Annotated in this window: 19 protein-coding genes; all 19 read left to right on the top strand. The window is 66.0% G+C overall.

The window, feature by feature from the left end:
• Window positions 1–252 precede the first annotated feature (252 nt).
• From F8197_RS08495 to F8197_RS08405, 19 genes are read left to right on the top strand one after another with little or no spacing between them, the layout of a single operon-like run.
• On the top strand, window positions 253–1,110 hold the full coding sequence (locus F8197_RS08495) for a beta-ketoacyl synthase chain length factor (protein WP_152881517.1): 858 nt from the start codon (window positions 253–255) through the stop codon (window positions 1,108–1,110).
• Between the two features lie 4 nt (window positions 1,111–1,114).
• Window positions 1,115–1,888: a 1-acyl-sn-glycerol-3-phosphate acyltransferase gene (locus F8197_RS08490; protein WP_152882003.1), complete on the top strand. Its 774-nt coding sequence runs from the start codon at window positions 1,115–1,117 to the stop codon at window positions 1,886–1,888.
• Entirely contained in the window at window positions 1,881–2,135 is a 255-nt protein-coding gene (locus F8197_RS08485; RefSeq protein ID WP_019922593.1) for a phosphopantetheine-binding protein, read from the top strand. Before F8197_RS08490 ends, F8197_RS08485 begins: the two co-directional genes overlap by 8 nt.
• An 11-nt stretch (window positions 2,136–2,146) precedes the next feature.
• The gene (locus tag F8197_RS08480; RefSeq protein ID WP_152881516.1) at window positions 2,147–2,413 is read left to right on the top strand and encodes an acyl carrier protein; all 267 of its coding nucleotides are present in this window, start codon (window positions 2,147–2,149) and stop codon (window positions 2,411–2,413) included.
• Between the two features lie 4 nt (window positions 2,414–2,417).
• Complete coding sequence (locus tag F8197_RS08475; protein ID WP_019922591.1) at window positions 2,418–2,963, top strand: hypothetical protein; 546 nt, start codon at window positions 2,418–2,420, stop codon at window positions 2,961–2,963.
• Window positions 2,956–4,848 carry an AMP-binding protein gene (locus F8197_RS08470; RefSeq protein ID WP_152881515.1) on the top strand — a complete coding sequence of 631 codons (1,893 nt, stop codon included), beginning with the start codon at window positions 2,956–2,958 and terminating at the stop codon, window positions 4,846–4,848. Before F8197_RS08475 ends, F8197_RS08470 begins: the two co-directional genes overlap by 8 nt.
• Window positions 4,841–5,593, top strand: coding sequence for a glycosyltransferase family 2 protein (locus F8197_RS08465; RefSeq protein WP_152881514.1), 753 nt, complete (start codon window positions 4,841–4,843; stop codon window positions 5,591–5,593). Before F8197_RS08470 ends, F8197_RS08465 begins: the two co-directional genes overlap by 8 nt.
• Window positions 5,590–6,531 (top strand): acyltransferase, encoded by a 942-nt coding sequence (locus F8197_RS08460; protein WP_152881513.1) that lies wholly within the window; start codon window positions 5,590–5,592, stop codon window positions 6,529–6,531. Before F8197_RS08465 ends, F8197_RS08460 begins: the two co-directional genes overlap by 4 nt.
• Window positions 6,518–8,083, top strand: a complete 1,566-nt coding sequence (gene hutH / locus F8197_RS08455) for a histidine ammonia-lyase (protein ID WP_152881512.1) — start codon at window positions 6,518–6,520, stop codon at window positions 8,081–8,083. Before F8197_RS08460 ends, hutH begins: the two co-directional genes overlap by 14 nt.
• The gene (locus F8197_RS08450) at window positions 8,076–8,507 is read left to right on the top strand and encodes a thioesterase family protein (RefSeq protein ID WP_152881511.1); all 432 of its coding nucleotides are present in this window, start codon (window positions 8,076–8,078) and stop codon (window positions 8,505–8,507) included. The genes hutH and F8197_RS08450 overlap by 8 nt, the downstream gene beginning before the upstream one ends.
• Entirely contained in the window at window positions 8,504–9,124 is a 621-nt protein-coding gene (locus F8197_RS08445) for an outer membrane lipoprotein carrier protein LolA (RefSeq protein ID WP_056139234.1), read from the top strand. Before F8197_RS08450 ends, F8197_RS08445 begins: the two co-directional genes overlap by 4 nt.
• Window positions 9,121–11,493, top strand: coding sequence for an MMPL family transporter (locus F8197_RS08440; RefSeq protein ID WP_152881510.1), 2,373 nt, complete (start codon window positions 9,121–9,123; stop codon window positions 11,491–11,493). Before F8197_RS08445 ends, F8197_RS08440 begins: the two co-directional genes overlap by 4 nt.
• Window positions 11,494–11,512: 19 nt before the next feature.
• The gene (locus tag F8197_RS08435) at window positions 11,513–12,757 is read left to right on the top strand and encodes an NAD(P)/FAD-dependent oxidoreductase (protein WP_152881509.1); all 1,245 of its coding nucleotides are present in this window, start codon (window positions 11,513–11,515) and stop codon (window positions 12,755–12,757) included.
• Window positions 12,757–13,296 carry a DUF3261 domain-containing protein gene (locus F8197_RS08430; protein WP_229204949.1) on the top strand — a complete coding sequence of 180 codons (540 nt, stop codon included), beginning with the start codon at window positions 12,757–12,759 and terminating at the stop codon, window positions 13,294–13,296. The genes F8197_RS08435 and F8197_RS08430 overlap by 1 nt, the downstream gene beginning before the upstream one ends.
• Window positions 13,297–13,305: 9 nt before the next feature.
• The gene (locus F8197_RS08425) at window positions 13,306–14,499 is read left to right on the top strand and encodes a beta-ketoacyl-ACP synthase (RefSeq protein ID WP_152881507.1); all 1,194 of its coding nucleotides are present in this window, start codon (window positions 13,306–13,308) and stop codon (window positions 14,497–14,499) included.
• Window positions 14,496–14,993 carry a 3-hydroxylacyl-ACP dehydratase gene (locus F8197_RS08420; protein ID WP_152881506.1) on the top strand — a complete coding sequence of 166 codons (498 nt, stop codon included), beginning with the start codon at window positions 14,496–14,498 and terminating at the stop codon, window positions 14,991–14,993. The genes F8197_RS08425 and F8197_RS08420 overlap by 4 nt, the downstream gene beginning before the upstream one ends.
• Window positions 14,990–15,727, top strand: coding sequence for a 3-ketoacyl-ACP reductase FabG2 (locus F8197_RS08415; protein WP_152881505.1), 738 nt, complete (start codon window positions 14,990–14,992; stop codon window positions 15,725–15,727). Before F8197_RS08420 ends, F8197_RS08415 begins: the two co-directional genes overlap by 4 nt.
• Window positions 15,724–16,956 (top strand): beta-ketoacyl-ACP synthase, encoded by a 1,233-nt coding sequence (locus F8197_RS08410; RefSeq protein WP_152881504.1) that lies wholly within the window; start codon window positions 15,724–15,726, stop codon window positions 16,954–16,956. The genes F8197_RS08415 and F8197_RS08410 overlap by 4 nt, the downstream gene beginning before the upstream one ends.
• A 12-nt stretch (window positions 16,957–16,968) precedes the next feature.
• Window positions 16,969–17,415, top strand: coding sequence for an excinuclease ATPase subunit (locus F8197_RS08405; protein WP_152881503.1), 447 nt, complete (start codon window positions 16,969–16,971; stop codon window positions 17,413–17,415).

Genomic DNA, 17,415 nt, shown 5'->3' with positions numbered 1-17,415 from the left:
CCGCAATTGCGCGAACCGCCATTTTTTTTCGTCATTTTTCCTTGATTTGTGACATTCGGTGAGAATTTGCGCTTGAGGTTGCACAAAAAAGAACAAGAAAACCCCAATTAAGTTGCCTCGTAGATATTTACTATACTATGGGCAGAGGGCAGTCGTTTATAATTTCACCCGTACCTCGGCGGGCATTTTTGCAGGCATGTGAGCGCGAGTTCGTACCCTCCCCAATCTCAACGCTCTGGATTTATTGTCAACATGCGCAACGATGGCGTCACTTTTTCCATTGCCCGCCACGCTTACTGGGCGCCGGGACTGACCACGCTGGCTGCGTGGACGCAATGGGCACAGGCGCCGGTGGCCGCGCCGATCATCCTCGGCGAAGAGCCGGGAGTAAAAGCGATGCCGCCCATGTTGCGCCGCCGCGCCGGCTTCTTCGGCAAGATGGCGCTGGAAGTGGCATACGAATGCCTGGATGGCCGCACCGATGTTCCCGTCGTGTTTTGTTCGCGCCATGGCGAGGTGGCCCGGGCGGTGGAATTGCTGTCCGACCTGGCGCGCGGCGAACCGCTGTCGCCCACTGCGTTCAGCATGTCGGTCCATAACGCCCATGTCGGCCTGCTGACGATCGCCCGCAAGGACCGCGCCAACCATATTGCGCTGGCGGCCGGCGGCGCCACCATCGAACACGCGGTGATCGAGGCGTGCGGCTTGCTGGCCGACGGCGCCGCCTCGGTGCTGCTGGTCGCGTGCGACGCGCCGCTGCCGGAACTGTTCATGCCGTTTCGCGACGGTGTCGAGCAGGCGCACGCGTGGGCGTGGTTGCTGACCGCGCCGGTGGTGGAGCCTGCGGCAGGCGATCCTGCGGCCGGCGACCCGGCGGCCGGCGCATCGGCGGCCGATGCTTCGGTAGCTTGCGCACCGGCGGCCTGCGTTTCCGTCACGCTGCGCTGGTCCGCCAGTGCCGATGCGGCGAACGTCGATTTGCCGGGCGGGCTGGCGGTGGCGCGCTTCCACCTCGGTGGCGCGGCGGCCATGGAACGCTGCGACGGCCGCCTGCGCTGGCACTGGGCGCGCGGTAATGGCGACGCCGGTGTCCACGCAGCCGGAGCCTGAGGCGATGCTGGCCGGCTTGTCGCGCTGCTGGCGGGTGCTGGCGACCGGATTGAGCTTCGCGGTGTTCGGCATCGGCGGGGTGCTGATGCGGGTGCTGGTGTTCCCGCTGTTGAATGTGCTGGTGCGTCAACCGGAGCGGCGGGTGCGCGCGGCGCGCGAAATCATCCGGCGCGCTTTCCGCGCTTACGTGGACATGATGCGCGCGCTCGGTGTGCTGCGCTACGAGATCACCGGGCTGGAAAAGCTGGAGCGGGGCGGTTTGCTGATCCTGGCCAACCATCCGACTTTGATCGACACGGTGTTCCTGATGGCGTTCGTGAAAAACGCCGACTGCATCGTCAAGGGCGCGTTGTGGAACAACCCGTTTACGGGCGGGCCGGTGCGGGCGGCCGGTTACATCAGCAATGCCGGCGGCGCCGAACTGGTGGACGATTGTATCGCCTCGCTCAGGCGTGGCAACAACCTGATCGTGTTCCCCGAGGGGACGCGCACCGGCGCCGATGGCGTGATCGCCTTGAAGCGCGGCGCCGCCAATATCGCCGTGCGCGGTGCGCGCGATATCACGCCGGTGCTGATCCGCTGCGATCCGCCCACGCTGGGCAAAGGCGAAAAATGGTGGCAAGTGCCGCCGCGCCGGGTACTGCTGCGCATCGACGTGCAGGATGATGTGGCGATTGCCGGCTTTATCGGCGAGGGCGCGAGCGAAGTGCTGGCGGCGCGCCAGGTGACAGAATTTTTACAAAATTATTTTACGGGGAAGTACCGAAGCCATGCTTGAACTGGAAGTGAAACAACTGATCATCGATGTCCTGCAACTGGAAGACATCACCCCCGACGACATCGACAGCGCTGCGCCGCTGTTCGTCGAAGGCCTCGGCCTCGATTCGATCGACGCGCTGGAACTGGGCGTGGCGCTGCAAAAGCAGTACGGCATTTCCCTGTCCGCCGATTCGGAGGACACCCGCCGCCACTTCGCCTCGGTGCAGGCGCTGGCGGCGATGATCGCGACCCACCGCAAGAAATAAGGGAGCACGACATGATTGATTTGAACGCGATGAGCAAAGAGCAGTTGCAGCAGTGGGTCATCGATCTGCTGGCCGAGATGTTCGAGTTGGACAAGGCGCAGCTTACCGCCGATTCCAACCTGTATTCCGATCTCGATATCGACAGCATCGACGCGGTGGACCTGGCCGTCAAGCTCAAGCAGCTGACCGGCAAGCGCCTGCAACCCGAAGTCTTCAAGACCATCCGCACCATCGGCGACGTCGTCGATGCGCTGGCCGGGATGACGGAGCCTGCGTAACCCGATGTTGATGACTGCACTGACAGTGGCGTTGACGCTGCTGTATCCGCTGGCGATCTGGCTCGGACATGGCAAGGTGGAGCCGCGCTGGCTGGCCATGCTGCTGCTGGCCGCCGCCGTCACGCGCCTGCCGTCGCTGCGGCTGTCGGGCGCCGCGCGCTGGTCGGTGGCCGGCGCGCTGGCGCTGGTGGCCTGCGCCATCTGGAGCAACCTGCTGCTGCCGCTCAAACTCTACCCGGTGCTGGTAAGCGCCGCCATGCTGGGCGGCTTTGCCTACAGCCTCACCACGCCGATGTCGGCGGTCGAGCGCATGGCGCGCCTGCGCGGCGAAGATTTCCCGCCGCCGGCGCAAGCGTATATGCGCACCGTCACCAAGGTATGGTGCGGCTTTTTCATCATTAACGGCGCCATCGCGCTCGGTACCGCGCTGTGGGCCAGCGAGGCTGTGTGGTCGCTGTACACGGGCGTGGTGTCGTACGCGCTGATGGCGGTCCTGTTCGGCGCCGAATACCTGGTGCGCCTGAGGTTCAAGCGCTTGCACCATGTCTGACCTGTTTTCTACGCCGCTCGACAACCTGGCCGCAGCCCTGGCGGCGCGGCCCGCTGCCGCTTCGGTGGGCTGGCGCGCCGGCGCGCTGGTGACCACTGCCGATTTTCTGGCCCGTGCCGGCGCCTGGCATGCGCTGCTGCGCGCGCAAGCGGGCGCCAACTTTGCCTTGTACCTCGAAGACAGCATCGATTTCGGCGCGGCGCTGCTGGGCGCCTGGCATGCCGGCAAAACCATCTGGCTCGGCGCCGATACGCTCGACGCCACGTGCGCGGCGTTGCGGGGTTCCGTCGATGGCTTCCTGGGTCAGTATCCGGCGGCGCTGGCGCCGTTGCAGCCGGATCAGTCTAACCACGCACACGAGGGCGCGCTGCCAGCCGGCGCGCTCGATGTGGATGCGCCGGCGCTGGTGGTGTTCACCTCGGGCAGCACCGGCGAACCGCAGGCCATCCCCAAAAAACTGTCGCAGATTGCCAGCGAAGTGGCCACGCTCGACGAGCTGTTCGGCGCCACCGCCGGCGACGCGGCGGTCGTGGCGACGGTGTCGCACCAGCATATCTACGGCCTGCTGTTCAAGGTGCTCTGGCCGTTGACCACGGGCCGCATGGTGCATGCGCTGAGCCTGGGTTTCCACGAAGAGCTGGCGCCGGCGCTGGCGTTTGGCGCCTGCGTGCTGGTGGCCAGCCCGGCGCACCTGAAGCGTCTGCCCGAACACCTGGACTGGTCGGGCGCCGCGCGCAACCTGCGCGCCGTGTTCTCGTCCGGCGGTCCGCTGGCGCCGGACACCGCGCTGGCCACTGGCGCCTTGCTGGGCAAGGTGCCGGTGGAAGTGTATGGCAGCTCGGAGACCGGCGGCGTGGCCTGGCGCCAGCGCGCCCATCTCGATGACGACGCCTGGCGCGCATTCCCTACCGTGGCCTGGCGATTGGGCAAGGACGGCGCGCTGGAAGTGCGCTCGCCGCACCTGCCCGACGACAGCTGGCTGGTGCTGGCCGACCGCGCTGCGCCGGCCGGTGATGCCGCTGATGCCGGTTTCGTGCTGCGCGGGCGCAGCGACCGTATTGTCAAGATCGAGGAAAAGCGGGTGTCGCTCACCGCGATGGAAGCGGCCTTGCTGGCGTCGGGCCTGGCGGCCGAGGCGCGTGTCATCGTGTGCGAGCCGGCAGCTGCAACGCCGGCAGTGCATGCCGCGTCGGCGACGTCAGTGACACCGGCGACGCCAGTGACAAGCGCGGCGCTCGCTGGCGCGCAAGCGGTTGTGGCGCCGACTGGCGACCGCCAGCGGATCGCGGCATTTGTCGTGCCTACCGCTGCCGGCGCTGAACTGCTGGCCCGTGAAGGCAAGGTGGCACTCAACAACCGCCTGCGCGCAGCGCTGGCGGCCACCGTCGCTGCGGTGGCCCTGCCGCGCCGCTGGCGCTACCTCGACCGCATGCCGGTCAACGCCCAGGGCAAGACTACGCTGGCAGCGCTGGAGGCGTTGCTCGATGCTGCCCCAGCGCCGGTAACTGCCCCTCAGCCTGTCCCTCGACCGATTTTCCCGCACGTGCGCGAACTCGAACGCGACGAACACCGCGTGCTGCTGGAAGTGACAGCCCCGGCCGACCTGCTGTACTTTGATGGCCACTTCGACGTCGCGCCCATCCTGCCGGGCGTGGTGCAGGTGGAGTGGGCGCTGCATTACGGCCGCCAGTACTTCACGCTGCCGCCGAATTTCACCGGTGTGAATCTGCTCAAGTTCCAGCAGGTGGTGCGACCGGACATGGCGGTGCAACTCGAACTGGTGCACGACACGGCCAAGGGCAGCCTGAATTTCCGCTACGTGTCGGAAGGCAGCCAGCATTCGAGCGGGCGCATCATGCTGGCCGGGGAGCAGGACAATGCCTGACGTGTTCAACCCCTGCATCGTGGTCCCCGTGTATAACCACGAACACGCGATCCCCACCGTCGTCGATGGCTTGCTGGCGCATGGTGTGCCGGTGATCCTGGTCGATGACGGCAGCAACAGCGGCTGCGCGGCGGTACTCGATCAACTGGCGCTGGCGCACCCGCAGCGCGTGACGCTGGTACGCCTGGCCGTCAACCAGGGCAAGGGCGCCGCCGTGTTGGCCGGTTTTGCGCGCGCGGCGCAACTGGGCTACACGCATGTGCTGCAAATCGATGCCGACGGCCAGCACCGGACCGGCGACGTGCCCATGTTCCTGGCGCAGGCGAAGGTGCACCCGCAAGCCATCATCGTCGGCCACCCGGTATATGATGAATCGGTGCCGAAGGCGCGTTTGTACGGGCGCTACGCCACCCACATCTGGGTCTGGATCAACACGCTGTCGTTCGACATTATCGACTCCATGTGCGGCTTTCGCGTTTACCCGGTGGCCGCAGTCAGTGCGCTGGTGGCGCGCCAGCACATCGGTGCGCGCATGAACTTCGACACCGACATCCTGGTGCGCCTTTTCTGGGAAGGCGCGCGGGTGGTCAACGTGCCAACCCGCGTCAGCTACCCGGCCGACGGCGTCTCGCATTTCCGCGTGTGGCGCGACAATGTGCAGATCTCGTGGATGCACACCAAACTGTTCTTCGGCATGCTGCCGCGCATTCCGCGCCTGCTGGCGCGCAAGTGGCGGTCGGCATGAGCGCGCGCGGCCTGCACTGGGCGTCGATCAACGAAATCAGTTTCGTCGCCGGCATGCGTTTTCTGTTCTGGGTGTGCCGGGTGTTCGGCCGCTGGCCGTTTCGCATCGTGCTGTACCCGGTACTGGCCTGGTATGTGCTTACCAAACCGCTGCCACGGCGCGCTTCGCGCGACTACCTGGACCGCATGCAGGCGCACACGGGACGCAAGCTGCCGGGCGTGATGCGCCACTTCGCCGCGTTCGGCGAGAGCATCCTCGACAAGATGCTGTTGTGGGGTGGCCTGTACCCGGTGGACGACGTGGAATTGCACGGCGGCGAACTGATTACCGACGCCGTGGCGGCGGGGCAGGGCGGGCTGATGATCTGCGCCCACCTGGGCAACCTGGAACTGTGCCGCGTGCTGTCGCGCCAGCGCCACGACATCAAGCTCACGGTGCTGGTGCACACCAAGCACGCGCAGGCGTTCAACGACATGCTGGCCAGCCTGAATCCGGACAGCAGCCTCAATCTGATGCAGGTGACCGAGATGTCGCCGGCCACCGCCATGCTGCTGTCCGAGCGCGTGGCGCGCGGCGAATTCGTGGTGATCGCCGGCGACCGCGTGCCGGTCTCGCACAATCCCCGCGTGGCGATTGCCGATTTTCTTGGCGCCCCGGCGCCGTTCCCGGTGGGACCGCACATCCTGGCCGGCATCCTGCAATGCCCGGTGTACCTGATTTTTTCCATGCGCCGCGGTGGCCGCGCGCACGTCTATTTCGAAACGTTCCGCGAACGCGTGCGCATTCCGCGCAAGGACCGCGACGCTGCGCTGGCCGAGCTGGCCGGCGACTATGCGCGCCGGCTTGAGCACCATACGATGCAGGCGCCGCTGGAATGGTTTAACTTCTATGATTTTTGGCATTTACCCGAACTGGAATCTCCCGATGCACCTCGCTGACACAGCCCGACTTCAACCATCGCCGCGCACGGTGCACTTCAGCCGCGAGCGGCTCACGCTCGAAGACATCGTCGACATCGCCCATGGCCGTGCGACCGCCGTACTGTCCGACGATCCGGCCTTTCGCAGCGCCATCGCGCGCGGCGCCGAGTTCCTCGAACGCCTGCTGCGCGAAGACGGCACCATCTACGGTGTAACCACCGGCTACGGCGACTCGTGCACCGTGACCGTGCCGCCGGCATTGGTGGCCGAGCTGCCGCACCACCTGTACACCTACCACGGCGTGGGCCTGGGCGAGTACTTCACGCCGGCGCAAACGCGGGCGATTCTGGCTTCTCGTCTGGCCTCGCTCTCCAAGGGCTACTCGGGCGTGAGCGTGGAGCTGCTGCTGCAAATCACCCGTCTGCTCGACGCCGGCCTGCTGCCGCTGATCCCGTCCGAAGGATCGGTAGGCGCCAGCGGCGACTTGACACCCTTGTCGTACCTGGCGGCGGTGCTGTGCGGCGAGCGCGAAGTGTGGCGCGACGGCGTGCAGGTGCCGGCAGCGCAGGCGTTGGCGGAAGCGGGCATCACGCCGCTGCGCCTGCGTCCGAAAGAGGGCCTGGCGATCATGAACGGCACGGCCGTGATGACCGCGCTGGCCTGCCTGGCCTATGACCGCGCCGAATACCTGGTGCGCCTGTCCACCCGCATCACCGCCATGGCGTCGTTCGCGATGGACGGCAACGCCCACCACTTCGACGAAGTGCTGTTCGCGGCCAAGCCGCACGCCGGCATGCAGCAGGTGGCGGCGTGGCTGCGCAGCGACCTGCCGACCACCGAGTGGGAGCGCAACGGCAAGCGCCTGCAGGACCGCTACTCGATCCGCTGCGCGCCGCACGTGATCGGCGTGCTGGCCGATACGCTGCCGCTGTTCCGCACCATGATCGAAAATGAACTCAACAGCGCCAACGACAATCCGCTGATCGACGCCGACAACGAGCGCGTGCTGCATGGCGGCCATTTCTATGGCGGCCATATCGCCTTTGCCATGGACGGCATGAAGAACGCGGTGGCCAACCTGGCCGACCTGCTGGACCGGCAAATGGCGCTGCTGGTGGACAGCCGCTACAACCACGGCCTGCCGGCCAACCTGTCCGGCGCCACCGGCGACCGCGCGCCGATCAACCACGGCCTCAAAGCCTTGCAGATCAGCGCTTCGGCGTGGACCGCCGAAGCATTGAAGCTGACCATGCCGGCGTCGGTGTTCTCGCGCTCGACCGAGTGCCACAACCAGGACAAGGTCAGCATGGGCACCATCGCTGCGCGTGATTGCCTGCGCGTGCTGGAACTGACCGAACAGGTGGTGGCCGCCTTGCTGATCACGGTGCGCCAGGGCGTCTGGCTGCGCTGCCAGGCGACGCCCGACGTGCTGCCGCAGGCCGCATTGGCCGCGATGCAGGAAGCGCTGGGGCTGGACGTGGCGCCGGTGGTGGAAGACCGCCGCCTGGAACCGGACCTGCGCCTCTTGATCGGCCGTATCCGCGACCAGGCCTGGAGCCTGTATGCGTAAGGCCAAAGAGAGCCGCTGGTTTGCGGAAGTGGAGATGCAGGTGCAGTTCTTCGACCTCGATCCGATGGAAATCGTCTGGCACGGTCGCTACGTGAAATACCTGGAAGTGGTGCGCTGCGCGCTGCTCGACAAGATCGGCTACAACTACCCGCAGATGAAGGCGTCGGGCTATGCCTGGCCCGTGATCGACATGCAGCTGCGCTACGTGGGCTCGGCCGTATTCGGCCAGAAGCTCAAGCTGCGCGCCGATATCGTCGAGTGGGAAAACCGCCTCAAGATCGATTACCTGATCACCGACGCCGAAACCGGCAAGCGCCTGAACCGTGCCAGCACCACCATGGTGGCGGTCGATATCGCGACCAAAGAGATGTGCTTCGTGTCGCCGCCGGTGCTGTTTGAAAAACTGGGATTGGAACCTGTATGAACGCAAGCAAAATGATACGCGCCGCGCTGGCCGTGGCTGCCCTGGTCATGACGACCTTTCCGGCACAAGCAGCGGTGCAGGTATCGAAAATCCAGGCCATGCTGGCCAAGCCGGCCATCATGTGCGGCCGCTTCGACCAGACCAAGACACTGGCCGGCATGAAGAAGCCGCTGGCCTCCAATGGGCGCTTTTGCGTGGTGGCCGGCAAGGGGGTGTTGTGGCGTACCCTGAAACCCTTCCCGAGCACGATGCGCCTCACGCGCGACGAAATCGTCAACTACCAGGGCGACCGCGTGGCCATGCGGCTCGACGCCAAGACCGAGCCGACCGTGCGCATGATTAACAACGTGCTGTTCTCGCTGCTGTCGGGTGACCTGGCGCAGCTCGAATCGCTGTTCGAGGTCGATGGCACGGTGGACGCGTCCAGCTGGAACGTATCGCTCAAGGCCAAACAGGCGGCGCTGGACAAGGCCATCGGCACCATCAAGCTCGAAGGCGGCGCGTACGTGAAAAACATCGTGATGAGCGAGAACAGCGGCGACCGCACCAATATCGTTTTCTCCGATATCAAGACCGGTGAATCGGCGTTGACCGCCGAGGAAGCGGCGCTGTTTTGACGCGTACCCGACAACTCGCGGCGCTGTGGGCGCTGGCCGTGTGCCTGCTGCTCGGGCATAACGCCTACCTGTGGCTGGTGCAGCGCATCGTGCCCGATACCGACATCATGGCGCTGCTGCCGGTGCAGGAGCGCGACCCGGTGTTGCAGGCGTCGTTCGCGCACATGGTCGATGCGGCCCAGCAGCGCGTGATCGTGCTGGTCGGCGCCGAGGAATGGACCGATGCCAAACGCGCAGCCGATGCATACCAGGCGGTGCTTGGCACGCGCAGCGATTTATTCGCGGCCGCTGCCATCGACGAGCAAACCCAGAACGACTGGCTGTCGGTCTTCCAGCAGCATCGCTTGACCCTGCTGACGGCCGAGCAGGAAGCGCAGCTGCGTACCCAGCCCGCGCAGTACTGGCTCGACGCCGCGCTGGCCAAGTTGTACAGCCCCTTCGGCGGTCCCAAGCTCGGGTCGTGGCAGGAAGATCCGTTCGGTTTGTTCGGCGGCTGGGTGCAGGAGCGCGCCCAGGAAACCCCGGTGCGTCCGCGCGACGGCCATTTGTTCGTGGCCGATGCGCACAAACAGTATGTGCTGCTGCCGTTGACGTTGAAAGTGCCGGCGCTGTCGATGACGGCGCAGGAAACCGTGCTGCCGCTGCTGCAACAGGCCGCAGATGCTGCCCGCAACACCGCGCCGAAAATTGAATTGATACAGGCCGGCGTGATCCTGCACGCGGCCAATGCCAGCGCCCAGGCCAGTGGCGAGGTGTCCACCATCGGCATCGGCTCGCTGCTCGGCATCATCGCGCTGATGTGGTTTGCGTTCCACTCGTTCAAGCCGATTTCGCTGATCCTGCTGTCGATCGGCGTGGGTTTCCTCGGCGCGCTGTCGGTGTGCTGGCTGCTGTTCGGCCAGATCCATTTGATGACGCTGGTGTTTGGCGCCAGCCTGATCGGCGTGGCGCAGGACTACGGCATCTACTTCCTGTGCAACCGCCTGGCCGCCGGCGAACAACTCGATTCGCCTGCGCTGCTGCGGCGCCTGATGCCGGGCCTGTGCTTCACGCTGCTGGCGGCGGTGATCGGCTACATGGGACTGGCGCTGACGCCGTTCCCGGGCCTGCGCCAGATGGCGGTGTTCTCGGCGCTGGGGCTGGTGTTCGCGTGGCTGACGGTGGTGTGCTGGTTCCCGGCGCTGATCGGCAGCCGCACCTTGAAAAGCGGGGCGCTGGTGCGTGGCTACGGCGCCGCGTTGCGCGCCTGGCCGCTGCTGCGCTTCAATCGCGCCACGCTGGTGGCGGTGCTGGTGTTCGCGGTGGCCGCCGCTTATGGCGTGAGCCGCCTGGGCGCCAACGACGATATCCGCCTGCTGCAAAATCCGCCCAAGCACCTGATCGCCGACCAGATCAAGTTGAGCAAGCTGCTCGACGCGCCCACGCCGGTGCAGTACTTCCTGGTGCGTGCACCGTCGGCCGAACAGGTGCTGCAACGCGAAGAACAACTGAAGGCGCGCCTCGACCCGCTGATCGCCGGCAAGCAGATCTCCGGCTACCAGGCCATGTCGAACTGGGTGCCGTCGGCCGCCACGCAAACCGCGCGCCGGGCGCTGATCGAACAAAAACTGCTGGGCGACGATGGCCCCTTGCAGGGACTGGCGCGCGAGACCGGCGAGGACGCCGCATGGATCGACGCCACCCGCACCGGCCTGCTGGCGTCCAGCGCGCCGCTGGCGATGGACGACTTCCTCAAAACGCCGGCCAGCGAGCCGTGGCGCCACCTGTGGCTGGGCCAGATCGACGGCGGCTACGCCAGCATCGTGGCGCTGCGCGGCCTTGGCATGGCCGCCGTGCCGCAGGTGATGCGTGCGGCCGATGGCGTGCAGGGCGTGCAGTGGGTGGACAAGGTGGCCGAGATTTCGTCGGTGCTGGGCCGCTATCGCGTCAATATGAGCTGGGTGGTGCTGGGCGCGTACGCAGTGGTGTTCGTGCTGCTGTTCCCGCGCTATCGCGGCCGTACCTGGCGCGTGCTGGCGCCCACGGCAATCGCCAGCATCGCCGCGCTGGCGATCCTTGGCTTTGCCTCGCAAAACCTGCAGCTGTTCCACGTGCTGGCGCTGATGTTGCTGCTGGGCGTAGGCGTCGATTACGGCATCTTCATGCAGGAACACCCGGACCGACGCGACCACACGCCGTGGCTGGCGGTGGGCATGTCGGCTGCGAATACCATCTTGTCGTTTGGCCTGCTGGGCCTGAGCCATACCCCGGCCTTGCAGGCGTTCGGCCTGACCATGCTGCTGGGGACTGCGCTGGTCTGGCTGATCGTTCCCTGTTTCGGTACCACCACCTCCACCATCACTTCCTCCTCCGAGAGCAAACATGTCTGATGCATTGATAAACTGCGCGATGAACGACGTACCGCCTGAATCCGTAGAAATCCTGATCGTCGGCGCCGGCCCGGCCGGTTCCGTTGCCGCCGCGCTGTTGCGTCAGCAGGGCCGCCAGGTGCTGGTGATCGAGCGCGAAGAGTTCCCGCGCTTTTCGATCGGCGAAAGCCTGCTCCCGCAAAGCATGGAGTACCTCGAGCAGGCCGGCATGCTGCAAGCGGTGGTGGAGGCGGGCTTCCAGTTCAAGAATGGTGCCGCCTTCATGCGCGACGGCTGCTATACGGACTTCGATTTCCGCGACAAGCATTCAAAAGGGTGGGGCACCACGTACCAGGTGCAGCGCGCCCACTTCGACCATATTCTGGCGAAAGAGGCCGAGCGCTTTGGCGCCGAGGTACGCTACCGCCACGAGGTGCTCGACATCGTGCTGGGGCGGGATGGCGCACCGGCGCTGGTCACCGTCAAAAAGCCGGACGGCACCGAATACCAGGTGCGCGCCGTCTTCATCCTCGACGCCAGCGGTTTCGGGCGCATTCTGCCACGCCTGCTCAAGCTGGAAACGCCATCGAACTTCCCGGTGCGCGGCGCCATCTTCACCCACGTGGAAGACGGCATCCGGGGCGCCCACTTCGACCGCAACAAGATCCGCGTGACGGTTCACCCCAAGCATTGCAACGTGTGGTTCTGGACCATCCCGTTTGCCGGCGGGCGCTGCTCGCAGGGCGTGGTGGCCGAAACCAGCTTCCTCGACCAGTACCAGGGCACGCCCACCGAGCGGCTGCAGGCGATCATCGCGGAAGAACCGTCGCTGCATGCGCTGCTGGCCGACGCCGTGTGGGATACGCCGGCGCGCCAGATCACCGGCTATTCGGCCAACGTCGATAAATTGTGGGGCGAGGGCTACGCCTTGCTCGGCAATGCCGGCGAGTTCCTCGATCCGGTCTTTTCGTCGGGCGTGACCATCGCCTTCAAGTCGGCCAGCCTGGCGGCAGCCGCCTTGCAGCGCCAGTTCGCCGGCGAAACCGTGGACTGGCAGGTCGACTACGGCGCACCGCTGCGCAAGGGTGTCGATACCTTCCGCGCCTTTGTCGAATCGTGGTACGCGGGCGGCTTCCAGACCATCATCTTCCACCAGGAGCAGCGCCCGGAAATCAAGCGCATGATCGCGTCGATCCTGGCCGGCTATGCGTGGGACCAGACCAACCCGTACGTGAAAGAGACGCCGCGCCGGCTGGCGGCGTTGGAGGCGGTATGCGCGGGTTGATGCACAAAGCCGCAGCGTTGCTGGCGGCACTGGTATTGGCTGGCTGCGCCACCACCGCGCCGCCGCCGCAGGCCCGGCTCGGATTGAAGCTGCCGCCCGCCGCGCTGGGTGCGTCGATCAGCGTGCAGCAGCACCTGAAAGTCGAACGGGCTGGCCGCACCGACGACATGGACGTGGCCTTGCAGGTGGAGCCGGATGCGATCGACGTAGTCGGCCTGGCCATGGGCCAGCGCGTGCTCACCCTGCATTACGACGGCAAGGAACTGACGTCGTGGCGCCATATCATGCTGCCGTCGCAGGTCAAGGCCGAGGATGTGCTGGAAGACATGCAACTGACGTTGTGGCCGGCCGAGGCGGTGGCGGCCGCGCTGCCGGCCGGGTGGCGCATTGCCGAGCAAGGCACCACCCGCACGCTGTACCTCGACGACGAAGCTATCATGAAAATAGTCTACAGCGGCCAGCCGCGCTGGAGCGGCACGGTGGTCTTGGAAAACCTGCGATATCACTATAAGCTCACGATTCAGTTTGCCGCCGATTGATTGAAACACATGTCGAATTACTACCTTAACGCCTGCGGCATCGTTTGCGCACTGGGCGCCGGCCACGCGCAGGTGAAGGCGCGCCTGTTCGCCGGCGAACCGGGCGTGGCGCCCACCCGCGCCTGGACGCCCGACCGCGAACTGCCGCTGGGCCGGGTGCTGACCGAGTTGCCGTCGATGGACCACCTGCCGCCAGCCCTGCGAAGCCGCAACAACGCGCTGGTATTGGCCGCGCTGGCGCAAATCCGCCCGGCCGTCGATGCGGCCATCGCTCGCCACGGCGCCGACCGCGTGGGCGTGGTGATCGGCACCAGCACCTCGGGCATCGGCGAGACCGAGCACGCGATCCGCGCGTACGCCACCGAGGGCGCGCTGCCCGCCGACTTCCAGTACGATCGCCAGGAAATGGGTTCGCCGGCCGTCATGCTGGCGCACGAACTGGGCGTGGCCGGACCGGCTTACGCGCATTCGAGCGCCTGTTCGTCGAGCGCCAAGGCCATGGCCAGCGCCGCGCGCCTGATCAAAATGGGCTTGTGCGACGCCGTGGTGACCGGCGGCGCCGATTCGCTGTGCACATTTACGGTGGCCGGCTTTGCGTCGCTCGAATCGGTGAGCGCGGCGCCCTGCAACCCGATGAGCGCCAACCGCTACGGCATCAATATCGGCGAGGGGGCGGCGCTGTTCCTGATGACTGCCGAGGCAGACGACGACACATCGGTTGCCCTGATGGGCTGGGGCGAATCGTCCGACGGCCATCATATGTCCGCGCCCGATCCCACCGGCGCCGGCGCCGCGCTGGCGATGACGCAGGCCTTGCAACGTGCCGGCGTTGCCGCCGGTGAGGTCGATTACATCAATATGCACGGCACTGCCACGCCGCAGAACGACGCCATGGAGTCGCGCGTGATCGCTGCACTGTTTGGCACCGAGGTGCCGGTCAGTTCGACCAAACCGTTCACGGGCCACACGCTGGGCGCGGCCGCCGCCATCGAAGCGGCGCTGTGCTGGCTGGCGATGCAGGACGATAACCAGCAAGGGCGCCTGCCGCCGCACTTGTGGGACGGCGTGCCCGATCCCGAGCTGCCGCGCCTGAACCTGGTGGCGCCCGGCGCGGCGCTGGGCCGGCCGCTGCGGCGGGTGCTGAGCAGCTCCTTTGCCTTTGGCGGCTCCAACGCGGCGCTGCTGCTGGGGCGCGTGTCATGATGCTGCCACCGCTGCCACCGCTGCCACCGGTTCGCGATCTGCTGCCGCACTCGGGCGCCATGGTGCTGCTCGACCGCGTGGTCAGTGCGGATGACGATAACCTGTGCGCCGAGGTGCGCATCCACGCCGGCAGCATGCTGGCCACCGGCGACGGCGTGGGCGCCTGGGTGGGCATCGAATACATGGCGCAGGCGATCGCCGCGCACGCGGGCTGGAAAGCCCTGCGGCGCGACGAGGCGGTAAAGGTCGGCTTCCTGCTGGGCTCGCGCAAGTACCAGGCCGCCGTGCCGTATTTTGTGCCGGGCAGCGTGCTGCGCGTGCATGTACATCGTGTGCTGCAAGGCGAAAACGGGCTGGGCGCCTTCGACTGCAGGATCGATGCAGCCGATGTGGCCGATGCTGGTCAAGGTGCGCCGGCCCTGGCTACCGCCACGGTGACGGTGTTCCAGCCCGATAATGTCAATCAATTTCTCGAAGATGGAAAAGCAGGATGAATCAGAATAAGTCCATGAGCGTGCTGGTCACGGGTTCGTCGCGCGGCATCGGCAAGGCGATCGCGCTGCGCCTGGCGCGCGACGGTTACGACGTGGTGCTCCATTGCCGCAGCCAGCGTGCCGAAGCCGACGCCGTGGCCGCCGACATCGCGGCCATGGGCCGCGCCGTGCGCGTGCTGCAGTTCGATATCGGCGACCGCGCCGCCACCGCCGCTGCGCTCGAAGCCGATATCGCGGAACACGGCTGCTACTACGGCGTGGTGTGCAATGCCGGCGTGGCCCGCGACAATGCGTTCCCCGCCATGTCGGGCGAGGACTGGGACATCGTCCTGCAAACCAATCTCGATGGCTTCTACAACGTGCTCAATCCCTTGGTGATGCCGCTGGTCCAGCGCCGCAAACCGGGGCGCATCGTCACCCTCGCGTCGGTGTCGGGACTGATCGGTAACCGCGGCCAGGTCAACTACAGCGCCGCCAAGGCCGGCATCATTGGCGCCACCAAGGCGCTGGCGCTGGAGCTGGCCAAGCGCGCCATCACTGTCAACTGCGTGGCGCCGGGGCTGATCGAGACCGACATGATCGGCGACGTGCCAATGGACGAAGCGCTCAAGATGATTCCCGCGCGCCGCGTGGGCAAGCCGGAAGAAGTGGCTGCCGCCGTCAGTTTCCTGATCGGCGAGGAAGCGGGCTATATCACGCGCCAGGTCATCTCCGTCAACGGCGGCCTGGCATGAGCCGCCGCGTCGCTGTCACCGGCATGGCCGGCATCAGCCCGATCGGCAACGACTGGGCCACCATCCGCGCGCGCCTGGGCGAGTATCGCAACGCCGTGGTGCGCATGGCCGACTGGGAAGACTACGAAGGCTTGAACACCCGCCTGGGCGCGCCCGCTGCGCCGTTCGAACTCACGCCGCGCTACAACCGCAAGGCCATCCGCAGCATGGGCCGCGTGGCCTTGATGGCCACGCGCGCCAGCGAACTGGCGCTGCAAGACGCCGGCCTGCTCGAACACCCGCTGCTGCAAAGTGGCGACATGGGGGTGTCGTTCGGTTCGTCCGCCGGTACGCCAAGCGCCATCGGCGACTTTGGCCGCATGATGGAGGAGCGCACCACCAAGGGTATCAACGCCACCACGTACATCAAGATGATGTCGCACACGGCGCCGGTCAATATCGGCGTGTTCTTCGGCATTACGGGCCGGGTGATCACCACGTCGAGCGCCTGCACGTCGGGCAGCCAGGGCATCGGCTACGCCTACGAGGCGATCCGCGCCGGCAAGCAGCTGGCGATGGTGGCAGGCGGCGCCGAGGAGCTGTGCGCAACCGAGGCGGCGGTATTCGACACGCTGTTTGCCACCAGCACCCGCAACGACGCCGGCTACACCACGCCACGCCCGTTCGACGCGGGCCGCGACGGCCTGGTGATCGGCGAGGGCGCCGGCTGCCTGATCGTCGAAGACCTGGAACACGCGCAGCAGCGCGGCGCCACCATCTACGCCGAACTGGTGGGCTTCGGCACCAACAGCGACGGCTGCCACGTCACGCAACCGAATGCGGCCACCATGCAAACAGCCATGCGCCTGGCGCTGCGCGACGCCGGCCTGCAACCGCAGGACATCGGTTACATCAACGCTCACGGTACCGGCACCCAGCAGGGCGATATCGCCGAATCGCAGGCCACGCTGGCGGTGTTCGGAGCGAACACACCGATCAGTTCACTGAAAAGTTATATGGGCCACACGCTGGGCGCGTGCGGCGCGCTGGAAGCGTGGATCAGCATCGAGATGATGCGCGAGGGCTGGTTCGCCCCCACCATCAACCTGGATCACCTGGACGGCGAGTGCGCGCAACTGGACTACATCGCCGGCGCGGGCCGTGCGCTGCAATGCGAGTATGTGATGTCGAATAACTTCGCCTTTGGCGGTATCAACACCTCCCTGATTTTCAAACGCTACGACAAATAGAAAGGGTTAATCATGAAAAAAATGTTTGCCATCGCCGCACTGCTGGTCGCGTCGTCCGTCACGTCGGTCAATGCTTTTGCCGCCGACACCATGGTCAAGCTGCCGATCGCCGATGCGCTGGCCGCCAACAACGCCCAGCAGCGCCTGGGCGATACGGTGAAGTTTTATTTCGGCAGCCAGAAAACGCCGAAAATCGCCAGCGTGATCGCTACCGACAAGACCAGCCAGCGCACCAACGGCTTTAACAAATCGACCGATACGGCCTGCCAGTGGGTGTTCCTGTCGGCGATGCTGGCGCTGCAAAAGCGCGCCAACGAACTGGGCGCCGATGCGGTGGTGAATATCGTCTCCAACTTCAAGGACCAGGAATTTTCCAGCGTGACCGAATATGAATGCGCCGACGGCGCCATCATGGCCGGCGTGGCGCTCAAGGCCGATTTCGTCAAGCTGGCCAAGTAA

Origin of the sequence: Duganella sp. FT27W, assembly GCF_009295655.1 — a bacterium.
GTDB lineage: Bacteria > Pseudomonadota > Gammaproteobacteria > Burkholderiales > Burkholderiaceae_D > Rugamonas > Rugamonas zoogloeoides.
This window is presented reverse-complemented; position numbering and strand designations above follow the sequence as displayed.

Excerpts from the sequence above, each read along its gene's own strand:
- F8197_RS08470 (WP_152881515.1), top strand. The coding sequence starts at position 2,956 with ATGTCTGACCTGTTTTCTACGCCGCTCGACAACCTGGCCGCAGCCCTG.
- hutH (WP_152881512.1), top strand. The coding sequence starts at position 6,518 with ATGCACCTCGCTGACACAGCCCGACTTCAACCATCGCCGCGCACGGTG.
- F8197_RS08450 (WP_152881511.1), top strand. The coding sequence starts at position 8,076 with ATGCGTAAGGCCAAAGAGAGCCGCTGGTTTGCGGAAGTGGAGATGCAG.
- F8197_RS08465 (WP_152881514.1), top strand. The coding sequence starts at position 4,841 with ATGCCTGACGTGTTCAACCCCTGCATCGTGGTCCCCGTGTATAACCAC.
- F8197_RS08410 (WP_152881504.1), top strand. The coding sequence starts at position 15,724 with ATGAGCCGCCGCGTCGCTGTCACCGGCATGGCCGGCATCAGCCCGATC.
- F8197_RS08405 (WP_152881503.1), top strand. The coding sequence starts at position 16,969 with ATGAAAAAAATGTTTGCCATCGCCGCACTGCTGGTCGCGTCGTCCGTC.
- F8197_RS08460 (WP_152881513.1), top strand. The coding sequence starts at position 5,590 with ATGAGCGCGCGCGGCCTGCACTGGGCGTCGATCAACGAAATCAGTTTC.
- F8197_RS08445 (WP_056139234.1), top strand. The coding sequence starts at position 8,504 with ATGAACGCAAGCAAAATGATACGCGCCGCGCTGGCCGTGGCTGCCCTG.
- F8197_RS08430 (WP_229204949.1), top strand. The coding sequence starts at position 12,757 with ATGCACAAAGCCGCAGCGTTGCTGGCGGCACTGGTATTGGCTGGCTGC.
- F8197_RS08415 (WP_152881505.1), top strand. The coding sequence starts at position 14,990 with ATGAATCAGAATAAGTCCATGAGCGTGCTGGTCACGGGTTCGTCGCGC.
- F8197_RS08420 (WP_152881506.1), top strand. The coding sequence starts at position 14,496 with ATGATGCTGCCACCGCTGCCACCGCTGCCACCGGTTCGCGATCTGCTG.
- F8197_RS08475 (WP_019922591.1), top strand. The coding sequence starts at position 2,418 with ATGTTGATGACTGCACTGACAGTGGCGTTGACGCTGCTGTATCCGCTG.
- F8197_RS08425 (WP_152881507.1), top strand. The coding sequence starts at position 13,306 with ATGTCGAATTACTACCTTAACGCCTGCGGCATCGTTTGCGCACTGGGC.
- F8197_RS08495 (WP_152881517.1), top strand. The coding sequence starts at position 253 with ATGCGCAACGATGGCGTCACTTTTTCCATTGCCCGCCACGCTTACTGG.
- F8197_RS08485 (WP_019922593.1), top strand. The coding sequence starts at position 1,881 with ATGCTTGAACTGGAAGTGAAACAACTGATCATCGATGTCCTGCAACTG.
- F8197_RS08435 (WP_152881509.1), top strand. The coding sequence starts at position 11,513 with ATGAACGACGTACCGCCTGAATCCGTAGAAATCCTGATCGTCGGCGCC.
- F8197_RS08490 (WP_152882003.1), top strand. The coding sequence starts at position 1,115 with ATGCTGGCCGGCTTGTCGCGCTGCTGGCGGGTGCTGGCGACCGGATTG.
- F8197_RS08480 (WP_152881516.1), top strand. The coding sequence starts at position 2,147 with ATGATTGATTTGAACGCGATGAGCAAAGAGCAGTTGCAGCAGTGGGTC.